14 protein-coding genes are annotated in these 16,793 nt (G+C 47.5%); 5 read left to right on the top strand and 9 right to left on the bottom strand.

Annotated elements, in window-relative coordinates; translation table 11 throughout:
* Positions 1-209: 209 nt before the first annotated feature.
* The 3 genes from QUA00_RS20370 to QUA00_RS20360 all read right to left on the bottom strand — a co-directional run bounded on the left by QUA00_RS20370 (position 210) and on the right by QUA00_RS20360 (position 3,840).
* Entirely contained in the window at positions 210-1,370 is a 1,161-nt protein-coding gene (locus QUA00_RS20370) for an ATP-binding protein (RefSeq protein WP_333410940.1), read from the bottom strand.
* Complete coding sequence (locus tag QUA00_RS20365; RefSeq protein ID WP_333410939.1) at positions 1,367-1,738, bottom strand: response regulator; 372 nt, start codon at positions 1,736-1,738, stop codon at positions 1,367-1,369. The genes QUA00_RS20370 and QUA00_RS20365 overlap by 4 nt, the downstream gene beginning before the upstream one ends.
* Positions 1,739-2,376: 638 nt before the next feature.
* Positions 2,377-3,840, bottom strand: a complete 1,464-nt coding sequence (locus tag QUA00_RS20360; RefSeq protein WP_333140279.1) for an ATPase domain-containing protein — start codon at positions 3,838-3,840, stop codon at positions 2,377-2,379.
* A gap of 97 nt (positions 3,841-3,937) precedes the next feature.
* On the opposite strand from QUA00_RS20360, the gene QUA00_RS20355 reads away from it, so the two are divergent.
* The 3 genes from QUA00_RS20355 to QUA00_RS20345 all read left to right on the top strand — a co-directional run bounded on the left by QUA00_RS20355 (position 3,938) and on the right by QUA00_RS20345 (position 7,381).
* On the top strand, positions 3,938-5,374 hold the full coding sequence (locus QUA00_RS20355; RefSeq protein ID WP_333410938.1) for an FAD-binding oxidoreductase: 1,437 nt from the start codon (positions 3,938-3,940) through the stop codon (positions 5,372-5,374).
* A gap of 312 nt (positions 5,375-5,686) precedes the next feature.
* Complete coding sequence (locus QUA00_RS20350; RefSeq protein WP_333410937.1) at positions 5,687-7,096, top strand: heterodisulfide reductase-related iron-sulfur binding cluster; 1,410 nt, start codon at positions 5,687-5,689, stop codon at positions 7,094-7,096.
* Positions 7,097-7,186: 90 nt separating this feature from the next.
* Complete coding sequence (locus tag QUA00_RS20345; RefSeq protein ID WP_333140285.1) at positions 7,187-7,381, top strand: hypothetical protein; 195 nt, start codon at positions 7,187-7,189, stop codon at positions 7,379-7,381.
* 113 nt (positions 7,382-7,494) lie between these two features.
* Here the strand turns inward: QUA00_RS20345 and QUA00_RS20340 are convergent, their stop codons facing one another.
* Positions 7,495-9,738, bottom strand: a complete 2,244-nt coding sequence (locus tag QUA00_RS20340; protein ID WP_333410941.1) for a beta-propeller domain-containing protein — start codon at positions 9,736-9,738, stop codon at positions 7,495-7,497.
* A gap of 151 nt (positions 9,739-9,889) precedes the next feature.
* Positions 9,890-10,024 (bottom strand): hypothetical protein, encoded by a 135-nt coding sequence (locus QUA00_RS20335; RefSeq protein ID WP_333107793.1) that lies wholly within the window; start codon positions 10,022-10,024, stop codon positions 9,890-9,892.
* A gap of 396 nt (positions 10,025-10,420) precedes the next feature.
* Between QUA00_RS20335 and QUA00_RS20330 the strand changes: the two genes are divergently transcribed.
* The gene (locus QUA00_RS20330) at positions 10,421-10,945 is read left to right on the top strand and encodes a phycobiliprotein lyase (RefSeq protein WP_333305235.1); all 525 of its coding nucleotides are present in this window, start codon (positions 10,421-10,423) and stop codon (positions 10,943-10,945) included.
* A gap of 239 nt (positions 10,946-11,184) precedes the next feature.
* Positions 11,185-12,459 carry an RNA-guided endonuclease IscB gene (gene iscB, locus QUA00_RS20325; protein ID WP_333107803.1) on the top strand — a complete coding sequence of 425 codons (1,275 nt, stop codon included), beginning with the start codon at positions 11,185-11,187 and terminating at the stop codon, positions 12,457-12,459.
* Between the two features lie 233 nt (positions 12,460-12,692).
* On the opposite strand, the gene QUA00_RS20320 is transcribed toward iscB, so the two are convergent.
* The 4 genes from QUA00_RS20320 to QUA00_RS20305 form a co-directional block, all read right to left on the bottom strand.
* Positions 12,693-13,364 (bottom strand): hypothetical protein, encoded by a 672-nt coding sequence (locus QUA00_RS20320; protein WP_333410936.1) that lies wholly within the window; start codon positions 13,362-13,364, stop codon positions 12,693-12,695.
* Positions 13,361-13,645 carry a hypothetical protein gene (locus QUA00_RS20315; RefSeq protein WP_333410935.1) on the bottom strand — a complete coding sequence of 95 codons (285 nt, stop codon included), beginning with the start codon at positions 13,643-13,645 and terminating at the stop codon, positions 13,361-13,363. Before QUA00_RS20315 ends, QUA00_RS20320 begins: the two co-directional genes overlap by 4 nt.
* A 32-nt stretch (positions 13,646-13,677) precedes the next feature.
* Entirely contained in the window at positions 13,678-16,206 is a 2,529-nt protein-coding gene (locus QUA00_RS20310) for a DUF3769 domain-containing protein (protein WP_333410934.1), read from the bottom strand.
* Between the two features lie 444 nt (positions 16,207-16,650).
* Entirely contained in the window at positions 16,651-16,767 is a 117-nt protein-coding gene (locus QUA00_RS20305) for a photosystem II reaction center protein I (protein WP_039887172.1), read from the bottom strand.
* Positions 16,768-16,793: the final 26 nt, after the last annotated feature.

The raw sequence follows: 16,793 nt of genomic DNA, 5'->3' as shown, positions 1-16,793 counted from the left end.
AGCATAAGACTATCCCAGGATAGCAGCACCCAAAGAAGCGTCAACCCACCAGAATTTAAGCAATTGTCAATTTTTGACTGGCTTGAATAGATGGAATCCCCGTGCGTTCACGCCGGGGTGGATGTCAATAAGAAAAGCTATACCAAGTAGAGCCTCAGCGGGGCGTCAAATCCATCGATGAATATCCCAATATAATGCCTGCATCTAGTTTAAGGCGTTGCAGGCGAGATTTGCTTTTTTCCTGGTTGTGCGATCGGCAGCGTTACTGTAAATGTACTGCCAATGCCTTCTTCACTGGTCAAAGTAATTTCGCCACCCTGCAAGTCCACACATTTTTTAACAATGCTCAGCCCCAGTCCAGTACCAGGAATGCGACCGACATTTTTAGCCCGGTAAAATGAATCAAACAGCCGTCCTTGGTCTGCTACAGGTATGCCAATTCCTGCATCCTGTACCGAAAAAATAGCCTCGGTTTCAGTAACTTTTAATTCAAAGATGACTTCGGTATTTGGGGGAGAATACTTAATAGCATTGGACAGCAAATTGCCCAGAATGCGCCGGAGCAAGCTTACCTCCAAACACGCCATAGCAGATTGATGGTGATTGACAAAAATCAGCGTCACCCGCTCATTTTCATGTTTCAACTTCAGGCTGCTCTGAAATTCCTCTACCAACTCATTACACAACTTTGCTAAGTCTATCGGTAGCAAGGAAAAACCTGTTTTTCCCGACTCAACACGCCCCAGCAGCAAAACATCATCTAATAACAAATCTATGCCTTTGGCCGCTGCTTGAGTTTTGTCTAGAAGTTCTTGTGTTTTCTCCTCTGTTAATGTTAACTTGTACTTGCTAAGAAGTTGTGTAGTGCCGATGATGAAATTCAAAGGATTGCGAACGTCATGGGCAATCATGTACAGCAAAGATGTTTTCATCTCATTGAGCTCTTGGGCTGTTTGCAGAGTGCGATCGAGTTGGTCGTGAGACAATTTAAGAGTTAAAGACAACTGGCGCGATCGCAGCAAAATCTCCACCCGCGCTTGCAATTCAATCTTCTCGATCGGAGCGATAATCAAATCGTCAATACTTTGCCAAATAAATTGCGTTGCCATCCCTACATCCGAGCGGGATGTAATCAAAAGAAAAGGCAAGCATACCGGGTGTTCTGCCTGTTTTTGGGCGGCAACCCATTGCCAGTGGCGTTTCAGGGAAATACCGTCAATTATCGCCAGGTCAAAAGATTGATTAAATGGTAAAAAATCCTCACTATTTTCTGTTGAGTTTGGCAACAAGACCTCATAGTAAACTGCTAGCCATTCTAATAACAAGCGGCGATTTTCTTTCTGTTCGACAAGCAATAAAATTTGACTCACGCACGTTCTCCTAGCAAGCTGTGAACAATGGATAGCAAATCTCTAACGATCAAAGGTTTTACCAACATATTCCGAGCCCCGTGGCAGAGGCTTTCGTGCTGAATAGCAGCGCTTTGTTTGGGCGAGAGTATCAGAAAAGGGATTTGGTTATTTCGCAGTTGTTCGCAGCAGTCCCAAATCCGGCGATCGAAACCAGAAATATCTACTAAAGCCATCCCGATCCTAGCAGGCTGACTGATAGCTTGTGCAACATCTTCAAAGTTATAAGCCGCGATCATCTGGTATCCTTCTTTATTGAGAAATTGTGCTAATAGTTCCAAGTTTCGCTGATTGCGGTCTACGGCTAAAATTATTGAGTTGCCAGTCATTTATCAGCTTCCTGTGAATACGGGTTATACCATTTTAGATTTTAGATTTTAGATTTTAGATTTTACAATGGCGAGTGATACCAATTTAATGTGAAGTTACACATATCTCGATCCCCCTAAATCCCCCTGGTTGTTGGGGAGTAGGGGTTGACTTTGAGAAGAATCTTGTCCCCCCTTAGTAGGGGCGGTGCGACCCCTACTCCCCGTGCCCGCCCTCTTGGCTAGGGGGGATCGGATTCTATGCAACCTCATAAAAAATTGGGAGTGAGTGATTATATATGGGTTGGGAGGTGGTCTAAAGTTGGATTCTTTTTTTATCTGGTATTAGCTTACTTTTCGGGGAACTATTACATAGGTTTTCAGTTGAGTGAAGTACAGATGATCTGACACAGGACACGGCCGCGTGCCCTGTGCCCCTACTGTATTTCATAGAATTGAAAACTACATTACGATAAAAGTCGAAAAATACACAAATTTACCAATATATTTAAGTTTTCCAGGACTTAGGCTAGTGGTAAGGTGCGCGGTGCGCGCACTACTGCTAGTGGTGAGGTGCGCGACGCGCCCCCTACTCATTAGTAGATTCACGACTGCAAAATTAGCTGCACTTGCCCAGCAACAGCACGACAAGCGCCGATTCAATCTTCATCCGCTTCCCCATCAATCCACACCGGCGCCGAACTCAAAATACCGCGCAGCCCCCGTATCGGTTTGCTGACTTTGATGCCGTAGCGAGTAATCTCGAGTTCTCGCAGAGTTCTCTCGAAATTGCTGACTCGTTTTTTAATTACTCCGATCGCCTTGCGGATTTCTGTCCTATTATGCAGTTGGCGTTCCAGATAGCGTATAAACAGAAGATTATCCGCCAAATAGCTAATTCCGATCTCGGTCAGCCGAAAATCTCCGCTAATGGCTTCTACCTCATTAATCAAGATAACGGTGACTCCCATATTCTTCAGATACTTGCACAAAGCGTGCAAATTGTTCACCAAATCTTGTCCCTGCATCGAAAGCTGATAGCCAGAAATACTGTCAATCATCACAATCCGCGTCTTTTCCTGCTCAACCTCCTGCCGTACCATACAGGCAAACTGATCCGGCGAGTACAGCAAAGGTTCCACAGGTATCACCGAAAGACTTCCTTGCCCCATCATCGCCCCAACCGGGATGTTAATTGATTCGCAGCGCTGCAGCAGAGTAGAACTTGACTCCTCAAAAATGTAAACTACAGATCGCTCCCCCCTTCCTGCAGCTTCCTTCATAAACTGAATCCCCACCGTCGTTTTACCAACGCCGCTAGGCCCGCTAATCACCGTCACAGTCCCCCGTTCCAGTCCCCCGTGCAGCAGTTCGTCAATTTCTGGAACCCCAGAAGAAATTGCTTCAGCAACAAAATCCTGTTGAAAGTTGTCCGGCAGCAGTCGCGGGAATACCTCCATACCAGCCTGAGTCAGGCGCAGCGAATGGCGGCCGCTGCGGAAATTGGAGCCTCGCAGCTTGGTGACAGTCAGGGCGCGTCCTTCAGGGCGCAGTTCTAAATAAATTACCCCGTCGCTGATGAATTGCAAATCGTCATCGGGAGCACTTGAAGTGCCTTCGGAGGTAAACACCACCGTCGCCCCCCCTTCCACCAAAAACCGAAGAAAAGACAAAACTTGCTTGCGAAACTGAAACTCATCCGCAGCTAAGTAGCGAAATTGAGTGATTGCGTCCAAAAACACCCGTTGTGGCTTGACAGCTTCGACTCGCTCGATAATCTTTTGTGTAGTCGGTTCTCGCTCCACCTCGGAGGGGGAGAAAATGTCATAAGTTTGAACTTGGGTAAAAAATTCTGAGGATGGGCTCAAATCGAGGAAGGCCATCGCTTCCATATCAAAACCGAGACTTGTGGCATTGGCCCGCAATTGTGCTTCCGGTTCTCCTAAAGTAATAAACAGGGGCGTTTCTCCCAGAGCCACACCTGCTGCCAAAAAGTGAAAGCCCAGTGTAGTCTTGCCAGTACCGGGGCCGCCGCGCACCAGATAAGAGCGTTGAGAAATTAGGCCACCGCCAATCACTTCGTTGAGACCGGTAATTCCCAGAGAAATTCGGTTTTGAGACATTTGTTTCTTCATGTTTTGAATATCGGGCCCGTATTAATATTTAATGGTTTTAGGCAGTGTTTTGATAATTTTTTTTACCGGGCGTCTGATAACCTTCATGAAATCTTTTTCTACCGAAAATTACGTAAGCATACAAGAATTAGAAAGTATTGTCGGGACTGCTGGCATCTGTCGCTGGCAAGATACAGAGCCATTTTGGCAAGAACGGGTAGAAAAAGCAGTTGCCCCCGACACGAAAATAGATTGTACTGTTTACCCCAATACTCAGGAAGAACTGGCGGCTGTCATTGCTTGGGCACAGCAACATGGCTGTGCAGTCTTGCCTTGTGGCAGCGGCAGCAAACTTGATTGGGGCGGTTTAGTTAAATTAGACTCCGATCCCCCCCGGCCCAGGGCGGGCACGGGGGCACCGCCCCTACAAAGGGGGGAGCAAGATGTTGTCAAAGTGGGTCTTTTTAAGGGGGATTTAAGGGTATCTCCTGATGCAGCGGGGCTTGTGGCTGTCAGCACTTCGCGCCTCAATCGGCTTGTACAACACGCTGTGGGCGATTTAACCGTGACTGCAGAAGCGGGGATGAAGTTTGCGGATTTGCAACAAATTTTAGCTGCGGCAGGTCAATTTTTGCCGATCGATCCAGCATATCCGCAAGAGGCAACTTTGGGCGGCATTGTCGCTACTGCTGATGCGGGTTCCTTGCGGCATCGCTATCGGGGGGTGAGAGATTTGCTATTGGGAATTACCTTTGTGCGATCGGACGGTAAAATTGCCGTAGCCGGAGGTCGAGTTGTTAAAAATGTCGCCGGTTACGACTTGATGAAACTGTTTACTGGTGCTTACGGCACATTGGGCGTCATAAGTCAAGTAACTTTCCGAGTTTATCCGCTGCCTGAATCATCGGGAACCGTAGTGCTGACAGGGGAAATTAATGCTTTGTCCCAAACGGCTCAAATCTTATTATCCTCTGCTTTGACACCAACAGCCGTTGATTTGCTGTCACCTGAATTAGTGGCAAAATTAGGCTTAGGAAAGGGCACGGGATTAATCGTCAGATTTCAAAGTATCGCCCCAAGTGTTAAACAACAATCAGCCCGCTTGCTGGAAGTTGGCGAAAAATTGGGTTTGCAAGGCACTAGCTGCTGCGAAAATGATGAGAATCAGTTATGGCAAAGATTGCCAGAAACAATGTGGGATTCTGGCACAAAGTCGGCAATTATTTGCAAAATAGGAATTAGACCGTCGGAAGCTGTAACGGCAATTAACACATTGCCGATACAGAACGCTTGGATTCATGCAGGCAGCGGTTTGGGGGTTTTGCGCTTTGAGACTGCGACTGCAGACACGTTGTTGCAGGTACGCAGAGGGTGCGAAGCTAAAGGCGGTTTTCTGACTGTTTTAGCAGCGCCGACCGACCTCAAGCAACAGTTAGATGTTTGGGGCTATACTGGAAGTGCGATCGATTTAATGCGCCGGATTAAACAGCAGTTTGACCCGGAAAATCTTTTGAGTCCCGATCGTTTTATAAGCGGTATTTAGTTTAAAGTTTGTAGTCAGGAGTTCGGTCTTTCTTGAATCTAGGTCTAATTCATTTGTGAACCAGATTTGTTTTTTAATGAACCGCGAAGGCGCGAAGACCGCGAAGGAAGAGAAAAGAAGAGAAGTTTTGGTTGGGACGTTTAGGACATTCTTAATTGCACTTTATCCATGCGGTCGATTGCTTCTGACTTCTCTCCTAGATAACTAAACTTTTTTTCTTATTCCTTCTTTCTTCTTCCGACTTCCATCGGACTGACATCCGTTACATCCGTTACATCCGTTACATAATCCGTTGCCGAACTTCTTCTATATATGCAAACTTCCGAAAAATCTCAATTTCCCAGCGACGATTTAAGACCTGCCAAAGAAAGCAATTTTCTAGCACAAAATCCCCACTTAGAAACCCTCGACATCCCAGGTTTCGACGCCAACAATCCGCCAGACCCGAAATTAATCGATACTTGCGTACACTGCGGCTTTTGTTTGTCAACTTGTCCGAGTTATCGCGTACTCGGCAAAGAAATGGATTCCCCCAGAGGCCGCATTTATTTAATGGATGCAATTAACGAAGGCGACGCACCTTTAAACGAAGCAACCTCACAGCATTTCGATACTTGTTTGGGCTGTTTGGCCTGCGTTACAACTTGCCCGTCTGGAGTTCAATACGACAAGTTAATTTCCGCAACTCGCCACCAAGTTACTAGAAATCAGGAACGCACTTTTTCCGACAATGTAATTCGCACTCTGATTTTTAATCTCTTCCCTTATCCTCACAGATTGCGACCTTTGCTTGTACCCCTGTTTATTTATCAAAAATTAGGACTGCCAAAACTTGTCCGCAAAACAGGTTTGCTGAAAAAAGTATTTCCCCGCTTGGCGGCGATGGAATCAATTTTGCCGAAAGTTACTGTTGATTCTTTCCGGGATAATTTACCAGAGGTAATTCCCGCACAAGGGGAGAAACGCTATCGAGTCGGCGTGATTTTAGGCTGCGTGCAGCGGCTGTTATTTTCGCCAGTTAATGAAGCTACGGTGCGAGTTTTGACGGCTAACGGTTGCGAGGTTGTGGTTCCTAAAAGTCAGGGATGCTGTGCTGCTTTGCCGGAACACCAAGGGCAAGCCCAACAGGCGAAAGCTTTGGCGAGACAAATGATTGATAGCTTTGAAAATACTGGCGTTGATTTTGTGATTATCAACGCTGCTGGGTGCGGCCACACTTTGAAAGAATACGGTCACATTTTAGCAGATGACCCTGAGTATCGGGAGAAAGCTGAGAATTTTGCTGCTAATGTTAAGGACGTGCAAGAGTTTTTGGCAAGTGCGGGAATTACGGCGAAACTTAATCCTTTGATTGACGGAGATTTGACAATTGTTTATCAAGATGCTTGTCATTTGTTGCACGGGCAAAAGATTAGTTTGCAGCCGCGTCAGTTGCTACAACAAATTCCGGGGGTGAAGTTAAAAGAACCTGTGGATGCGGCTTTGTGCTGCGGGAGTGCGGGGGTTTACAATATGCTTCAGCCGGAGATTGCTGATGAATTGGGAGTGCAAAAGGTGGAGAATTTGCTGAATACTGGGGCGGAGTTGATTGCTTCTTCTAATCCGGGTTGTTCTTTGCAAATTAAGAAGCATTTGGAGTTGCAGGGAAAAACAGTTACTTTAATGCACCCTATTGAGCTTTTGGATTATTCGATTCGCGGGGTGAATTTGCAGAGAAAGTAGTTTTCTAGGGCGGGCGGTGTCTGCCCTATTTTCGATGCGCTCTTTGGTGAATGAGATTTTTTTTAATGAATTGCAGGAATTCGCTTTGATTTGTCGGGTGAAGAGTTGCAAATTTATCGCCCTGACGGGGAACCTTTTACAAGTTATGAGGAGGTTTCTCGCAGCTTGGAACAAGCCGAACAGCGGGCAGAACAAGCCGAACAGCGGGCAGAACAAGCCGAACAGCGGGCTGCTGTACTGGCAGAAAGACTGCGAGCGATGGGAATTGACCCCGAACAATTGTAAACTAGATTGGGGAAAAGACCGATCGCACTTTTAAATTTTAGCAAAAGTGCGATCGGCATAATGACTAATGAATCATGACTAATAACTCATGACTAATGACTGATCACTAATGACTATTTCCCCTCTTCTAACCTCAAAAAGTGGACCTGTCCCGAAGCTTCCGCCACTACGATTGTCACCCCATCAGGTGCAATAGCGCAAGCTTTCAAAGCACTATCTCCCGTGAAACTAGCAACAACTTTTCGACTCAACAAATCCCAAACTTTCAGAGTATTGTCATCCGAAACAGAAATCGCTTTATTACCCCTAGTCGCCACGGATGTTATCGTATCGGCATGACCAGCTAGAGTAAAAATTTCCTTTCTACTTGGCAAATTCCACACTTTCAAAGTTGTTTCTCGCCCCCCAGAAATTGCACATTTTCCATCTTCTGTAACTGCCACAGCATTCACCCAACTCTCATGACCTTTGAGAGTGAAAAGTTGATTTTTAACTCCTACATTCCACAAATGAGCAAAAATATTCTTTTCTTTCCCCAAACTCCAAACTTTGAGAGTGTTGTCGCTGGAAGCAGAAATTACCCGATTGTCGTCAGGAGTAACTGCAACAGATTTTATCCCGTCTTCATGACCTGTAAAAGTAAAAAGTTCCTCTCCTGTTTCCAAACTCCAAACTTTTATAGTTTTGTCTGTCGAACCCGAAATCGCCATCGTTCCGTCCGCAGTCACTGCCACAGAATTCACCCAGTCTGTATGACCCGTGAAAGTAAAGATTTCCTTTCCGGTTTCTAGATTCCAAACTTTCACAGTTTTGTCGCCAGAACCCGAAACTACTCGCTTGCTATCCGCTGTTATTGCGATCGCTTTTACCCAATCTTGATGTCCCCGAATTGTAAAAATTTCCTGTCCGTTTTTGAGATTCCATACTTTAAGGCTGTTGTCTCCAGAACCGGAAATCGCTTTAGTACCGTCCGCCGTTACTGCTACAGCATTTACCCAGTCATCGTGACGTGCAAATGATAAATTTTCTTTGCCTATTTCTAAGTGCCAAACTTTGAGAGTTTTGTCAGAGGAACCAGAAACTATCCGCTTGCCGTCGGGGGTAACAGCCACAGCATTAACTGGGGCAATGTGATTGGTAAAAGTGGAAAGTTCTTCTTTTGTTTCGAGATTCCAAACTTTTAGCGTTTTGTCGCCGGAAGCCGAAATTACCCGTTTGCCGTCAGGACTGACTGCTACAGCTTGAACAAAACTACCGTGTTTTCCTAAAGTGAAAAGTTGCTTTTGTTCGGGCAAACTCCAGACTTGAACAGTTCCGTCGTAACTGCCAGAAATTATTTTTTCGCCGTCGGGAGTAACTGCTACACTTTTTACCCAGTCTTCATGACCCGTAAGAGTAAAAAGTTCTTTTCCGGTTTCTAGGTTCCAGACTTTAATGCTGTTGTCTCCCGACCCAGAAATTAACCGTTTGCTATCAGGAGTTACTGCTACCGACTGGACAAAACTGCTGTGACCTTTGAAGTTGAAAATTACTTCCCTGCTTGTCAAATCCCAAACTTTAATACTGCCATCCCAAGAACCTGAAATTACTCGCTTGCCGTCGAGAGTTACTGCTACTGCTTCTACGGCAAAAGTATCGCCGGCAAAAGTAAATATTTCTTGTCCAGTTTCTAAATCCCAAATTTTAATAGTATTGTCCCAAGAACCGGAAATTACTTTAGTGCCATCGGGCGTGACAGCTACAGCATTGACGTAGGTAAGATGACCTTTGAGGGTGGAAAGTTCTTCTCCTGTTTCTAAGTGCCAAATTTTGAGAGTGTGGTCGGAGGACGCAGAAATTGCCCGCTTGCCGTCGGGGGTGATTGCTACACCTTGTACCCAGTCTGTATGTCCGGTGAGGGTACGCAACAATCTCCCGCCGGGAGGGGTAAAGCTGGGCGTTAGCGGTCGCAGCCAGGGGGTTGTTTGGTGTTTGGCCTGTGCTAGCAGGGCTTGAATGTCTGGACTTTCAAAGCACATCAAGCGGGCTATTAGTTGGGTGGCTAGTTGGGTTTTATCTGTGGCTAGAATGTGGGCAGACAGCCGAATTGCTTCTTGGATTAATTTGAGTTGGTGGGCTTTTTGGTCTGAGGTAATAATATCGGGACTTGTTGCTAAATCGTAATCTTCTATTAGCGCCTGTACTCCCGATGCTGACAGCTTGGATTCAATAAAATTGTAATCTGTTAGTAAGCTGTATAATTTTTCGCAGTCTGAAGTCGCTGCTAGCTGACTTGGCAGGATTCCCAGGTAGTGCGTCTGTTCTGCGGGCTGCATTTTATCCAGCCCTTGTGTAAACTCGGTCATAAATTTACGGATGTGTTTTTTAAATGTATGCGATCGCTAGCTGTACCCTACCGAAAAGCCGATCGAGAATCTTTTCTCTTGACTTAGCATGACATATTTGAATGCTATGTGCTACGGGCTTGCTATCCTCGGTTTGGTGATGGTTCGATGAATTGCTTGTTTTTTAGTCGGAGTCTGCTTGGAGAATTTTCAAGCAGTGCCATGATAATAAATCGCCGCCAATATAATTAAACTCAGCAACGCCCAATTTACCGCTCGATCGACAAAAGCTCACATATATCGTTGCTTTTCTTAACATAGCTGGTATTTGGGCCAGGATGGTCGATCGATAAACACTCTCAAAGCTAAAAATTTTCAGGTATTTAAAGTGCGAAAAAAACTTTTTCTAACGAAATATAATGGCGGATGCTCTAATTTTCTGTCAAGTCGGCCGCATCAGCGAGGCAGATGTCCCCCTGGTTGGGTTTCGTACCTCAACGGCATCTGCAATCTGTTTCACCTAAAGCTCTCAGAAAGCTTTGCAGGTGCGCCCCCTTCCTCTAAAATATAGAAAAGGACTTGCACTCTTAAACCGGGTTTCTAGACAAAATCATGGGTTTGGTCGCTAGTACGCAGGAAGAAACCGGGTTTCTGACTCCATAGCGCGCAAGTCACGATCGCAAATAAAGCAGTATTGACTTTAGAGACAAATTTCATGGATGTTATCGAGTTTTTCGAGTTAAGTGCAGGTAAATGGTTTTCTCAGCGTACCGTACACAATCTCAATTCTGGGGAATTGCAGGCGGGTAAATCCGACCTCAAAATAGAAATACTGACAGCTAGCGATGCAGCAGTCGTCAAACTTTGCCAACAACACTCGATTAACCCGGCTTCAACTAAGCTAACTAGCGTTCGGATTAGTTGGGACGGTATTCCCGATCGCGACCAAGCTAAACAAATCGGTTCTACAATACTAGCGATCGTACCAAATCCCGACAATCCAAGCGTTGGCAAAGTGTTGCAAGACAAGGGTAACAGCCGCTACGTGATGGGCGACGACGTGCTGACATTGATTACAGAATCAGACACCCTCCATGCCGAAGAAAGGCTGTGGTATCTCATGCCCAATTTGCGGCTGCGGACTAGCGTTGTTAAGCAAGCTAACGGTACGGAACAAGCATCTTTTTGTTCGGAAATTCGGATGGGAGTAAGTGCCCCAAGTCATGAACCCCATGCCTAAAGGCAGGGGCTTGTAGACTGCCCGACTAACGCAAGCGGGATGCGAGCCACAACATGACCAGCCCAAGACTTTCGAGGTCTACGTTTTCGAGGTCATGATACCTACAAATGCGTCGCTAGTTTGTAGCACTATCGTTGGTTGTTAAACATCTGTAATGGGTTAAGGAAGTGCAGCCAGCAGAACAAGCCTTGAAAACATTGGCGAAGCGAACATTACGAGAAATCAGAGGAGACGCAAAAATGTCTAACTTTGCCTTTGTAATTGATAACAATCTCAAACCTTTATCACCCTGCAAACCAGGAATGGCAAGGTCATTACTGAAAGCAGGCAAGGCAGCGGTATTTCGCCGCTATCCCTTTACAATTGTTTTGAAAAAAGCAGTTGAGACGAATCCTGAACTCTTAGAACTGAAATTAGATCCGGGATCTAAAATTACGGGAATCGCAGTCAAACAGGGCAACAAGATTATCTTCGGAGCCGAACTGCAACACAGGGGGCAGCAAATTAAAGATGCACTTCTCTCTCGCCACCAACTCAGGCGAGGAAGGCGAAATCGCAAAACTCGATATCGTCAAGCGCGGTTTCTCAATCGCACTCGTCCGGATGGTTGGCTAGCTCCATCGGGGCAGCATCGAGTTGAAACAACACTTACATGGGTACGCAAGTTAATTCGATTTGCGCCCATTGCTAGCATTGCTCAAGAGTTAGTGCGGTTCGATACCCAACTAATGCAAAACCCTGAAATCTCAGGCGTATTGTATCAGCAGGGAGAATTGCAGGGTTACGAAGTCCGGCAGTATCTCTTGGACAAATGGAATCGGCAGTGCGCTTATTGCTCGGCTGAAAATGTACCTTTTGAGGTTGAGCACATTCAACCCAAATCAAAAGGTGGCTCGGACAGGGTTTCTAATTTAACGATTGCCTGCCACGATTGCAATCAAAAGAAAGGCAATCAAGATGTTCGGGTATTCCTGGCAGCTAAGCCCGACCTGCTAAATCGTATTCTCAAACAGGCAAAACAGCCTCTTAAAGATGCAGCAGCGGTCAACTCAACCAGGTGGGCATTGTTTAATGCACTTAAAAAGACGGGATTGCCCGTCACTACTGGCACGGGCGGGCAAACTAAGTTCAATCGCCATCGGTTAGGATTAGCTAAATCGCACTGGCTTGATGCTGCGTGTGTGGGCAGCGTTGACACGCTTGAAGTCTTAACATCAAAGCCACTGTTGATCGCAGCAAAAGGTCACGGAACACGACAGATGTGCGGCACAAATCAGTACGGGTTTCCCATGCGGCACAAGTCCAGAGTGCAAATCCATAAAGGGTTTCAGACTGGCGATCTTGTCAGTGCAAACGTTACCGCAGGCAAGAAAATCGGCTCTTACACCGGGCGTGTTTTGTGCCGTGCTTCAGGTAGTTTTGATATCGTAACGAAGGCTGGGAGGGTAGCAGGTGTTAGCCATAAATATTGCAAAGCAATTCACAAAAAAGATGGCTATAGCTATGGATTTTGAAGGAAGAAAGCTTCAGGCGACGGTCGTCGCTGCCACTTTCCTCCCCATGTCTAAAGCCAGGGGCTTCTGGCTCGTTTTCTGGTGAAAAGTGAAAAATAACTATCTATAGCGGTTCTCAAGCGTTGTGAGGTATGGGGGCGAGTCTTATGCCCACGGACGCCACGGAGGCCACGGAGGCCACGGAGGCCGCGAGAGCACCTCATGTTACTGAGAAAGGCTATAGTTCCCAAAGTTTACAGTCTATTTCTGCTTTCTCCCTTCTTTCTTCTGCCTTCTCTGGCAATGGCTTTTAACTTGGTATGAAAATCAGTGTGTTTGACAACTGGGAAGGATTTTGCCACAGGTTTGTCAGCTAATTTTTGCTCGGCTTCGGCTCGATCGGCGAGGGCGGTAATAGCCACATCTTCATATACTACAAATTCTGTATTTTCTTTTGTGCGATCGTCGGCTGCGGGCAATTTTCCTATTCCCGGGGCGTCTGTGTTGGGGACTTCTGCATGAAGCGCCACATCAAGTTGCGCCTCTGACGGCAATCGCAAATCTAACTCGGCGACACCAACTTGCGATTCCTGGTTGGAGAAAAGTATATCCTCCTGCGACATTTGAACACCAATTTCCCCGGTTAAATTTTGAGGAAAATTGTTGCATACCAAGCGTTCAAACTCGCGATTGAAATGATAGAGAGGTTCACCTATCCGGTGCCACATACTCAATAGCTGTCCCACAGAAACAGCCTTGTAGCGGCCTTGATAAAGCGCTTCAACCACTGCTAAACGCAGCCAATAGCCGGGATACTTGGTTAGCCATTCACCCGCCAATTTCTCGGCTTTTTTGCCACCTAGGTCAAAACCGTAGTGAACCAGCAGAGCCGCTGCTTGTGCAGATATTGCGGTCACTTCTGTCATGTGTTGACTGTTTTCTGTTGACTGTTGACTGTTGACTGTTGACTGTTGAGTGTTTTCTGTTGACTGTTGACTGTTTTCTGTTGTCTGTTGACTGTTGACTGTTGACTGTTGACTGTTGAGTGTTTTCTGTTGACTGTTGAGTGTTTTCTGTTGTCTGTTGACTGTTGACTGTTGTCTGTTTTCTGTTGTCTGTTTTCTGTTGTCTGTGGACTGTTTTCTGTTGGCGGTTGACTGTTTTCTGTTGGTTCCAAATTCCCAATGACCAATGCCCAATGCCCCATGCCCAATGCCCCATGCCCAATTCCCAATTGAATTAATCGGATAAACGAACGCCTCCTTCTACAGTTCGCGCGTCCCCGGAAAAAGGTTGGGGAGTCCCATTCCAGTTGAAGTCGCTAATTCTAAAAGTCAGGCTGCCGACTTGACGCTCAGGGTTAAAACGCAAAATGATTGCGTAGCTGCGGCGGCTGTATTCTAAGGTGTAATTCGTACTGATTGTTTCCGCACTTTCTAAATTAATAGCACTTTGAAATCCCACTCGAAAGCCTCCGTAAACTTGCTGGACAAGCCCAAAAGACAGGACTCTCAAATCTACTAAGCGATCGAATAAAAACGGCGAGATACCGTCGCGCCCCACCTGGGTATAAGTCACGTTAAACCCAGTGTAATCGAGGAAAGGGCGGGAGAAATGACCGAACTGTCCTTGAATGCCGACGCTGCCAGCGAGGGAATTTTGTCTGTCGCCACTGCTGTAGTAAGTACCAACTCCCCGGAGTCCCAGGGCCAGTTGCAAGAAAGGAACCACTGGCGTCCGCGTATACCTCAAGCCCTGGGTGGGAGTGCGGGGCAGCGGTTGACCCTCCCACAGGTTAAAGCCGCGGCTCAAGGCGAAGCTAACTTGGGAACGGCCCAGATCGATGCGGTTGTTTTCCCGCACTGGTTCGAGCAAGTCTGGTCGATCGGTGTCAGCATTGATAAATTGATACCCAGCTTGGTAGCTGAGATTGAGGCCGGTGCGTCCGAGTGGGATGACTGGGGAGGTGAGGACTGCTCCGAGGCTGCTCTGCACGGTTTGATAGCCCAGAGAACCGTTAAACAGTCGATCGCGATAACTGTATTCTGCAGCCAGAGAGTGAGTGCCGATCAACTGTCGCAGGCGCAAATTGCCCCGAAAGCTGTTTTCCGGCAAATTCGGGAAATCTTCCAAACTCAGAAATATTGCCGATCCGTCCAGGCTGGTGCGCCGGCCGAGACTAGCGCGTAACCTCGCTTTGAGCCCGTAGCTATCGGGAGAAAACGGATTACCGCCGTGCTTTTCCACCACCCGCTGCAGGTAAATTTGGGGCGTCAGAGTCAGCCGCACCGGCCCGTTTTGCAACACCTCAAAACCGCACTCGGCATACAAACCGCCGCGTTCGCCTCCGTCGTAACCAAAGGTCAAACACGGGCCGTTTTGCTGCCTGCTGTCAAAGACTTGCCTGCGGGGATACACGGGTATTTTCACCCGGTTGTCGAACACCAAGCGGGGTTTAGTTGTGACTAATTCCTCTGCCGTGGGCGAAATCCTTCTAATCGTCGCCCTCCGGGCCCTGTATTCAAATTCCGGCGGGGAAAACGGGTCGTTAGTAAGCCGAATGTTGGTTGCTACCCTCGCGCCGTCTGGCAGCAGTTCGATGCGTTCTGCTTCAAAGCGGATGCGGTTGACGGCACCAGTAACTTGGGGGGCTGCTAGCTGTCCGCCGCCGCCGATAGTCACTGTAGCAGCGCCGGGGGATTTGACTCCGCGTAGGGGCTGCTGGCTGGTAATTCGATCGCTCAGCGGCTGTTCGAGAATCGTCCCAGCACTAATATCTGTCGGCAGTGTGGGCGTCAATTCGCTACCTGCTGCGGGCAGGAATATTTCGCCGCGTGCTTGTTCGACTGCACCGCTGTTGAGGCCGAGATTGAACTCCATCTGCTGGCCGCGCACTACTTGTTGGCCGCGGGTATAGGCGACATTGCCGGATGCTACCACTTGGCGGGTGACTAAGTTGACGATCGCTCGATCGGCATCAATCACAGTTTGCCGGAACCGCACAACGACATTACCAACCGCCGTGACAATTTGCTGCTTATCGTCGAATTCTTGGCTGTCGGCCTTAACTTCGATAGTATCGGCCGGAGTCACCGGAAAAGGCACCGTCCGCCCAGAAGGGGCGGTGCGGACTCCCGGCGCGGCTGGTTTAGGTTTCGGTGTCGGCGCAGGGGGGGTTCTGGGTGCGGGGGCGGTTGCTGGTGCGGGAATCTCGAACTCCTGTTGCCCGCTGGGTGCTGGTTCTAGCGCGGGTTCTGGAACGGGAATCTCCGCAGGTTGGGGAGAGTTATCTTCTAACTGCCGGCCTTGGGCCTGATACCAACTTTCCTGCTTTCCGGCAATATTTCTCTCCTGTTTTCTCTGCGCCTCTGCGGTTCGTTCCCGATTCCGAATGGCAATGGCATTTTCTACCGAACCCAATTGGTAAGCTGTAAACGAGGAATCTTTCGGAGTTTCTGCTGTTTCGGGTCCTCCCACAGGGGCCTGACGCTGAAATCCCAGAACTGCGTCGCCGCTTTCGACTTCCGCTAGGGGGTCGGCGATTTCTGGAGGCTGGTCGGTGGCTGGGGTGGTGCCGAGGAGTGTGGCTGCGGGTTCTGCTGGGGCTGGTGTGGGTTCTGGCTCAACGATATCTGGGCTTGGTTCCGGTATTTCTGCGGGGTTGCTGCGGGTGTCTCCATCGCCGGCCGCCACAGTGAGGGCAACTTTTTTTGGCTTTGCGATGTAGATGATGGCAGAGGGTTCTGGCGGCGGTACCGGATAGGGCATAGTTACAACAGGTAAGTCATCCGATTTTAGATTTTAGATTTTAGATTTTAGATTTTATAGGGTGCAAATTATTGAAAATTTTGCATCTAATAAGGCCATTGTTTAAAAATTAATCTGACATCTAAAATTGGCTGTGGCTTTGGCGCGCCAAAATCTGGCTGCTTTCAGAAGTTGCTTTCGCCACAAGATAACCTCGCTGCTGGTGCGAGGTCAATCGATTTTAGATTTTAGATTTTAGATTTTAGATTGGAAGCATTGACCCCACGGAGCAATTCGGGGGGCAAGTTTCATCGGATACAGGTTTTTTATTTCTCCACGGATGAATCCGGGGGCTTGTATCCTGGATGCTTTCGGTCAAGTTTTGTTCAACTAATTTTTGCGGGTTTGTCGGCTGTTGCAGGGGCTGCGGTGACGCGCCCCTACTCTGCGGTCGAGATAACTTGTTTATTCCATGTCTCTGCGGTTGGGGTTCCGGGCTGGGTCATTGGACAAAAATCCAAATATGAACAGGGAAACAAAAAATAAAACAACTACATTAACTACGATTTTGAGGGTTAGCACTGTGGGAGTCTCCAAAGATGGCATAA

The organism is Microcoleus sp. T2B6, from assembly GCF_036700475.1.
Classification (GTDB): Bacteria; Cyanobacteriota; Cyanobacteriia; order Cyanobacteriales; family Microcoleaceae; genus Microcoleus.
Note: the sequence above shows the minus strand (reverse complement) of the source record. Positions and strands in the feature narration are given on the sequence as shown.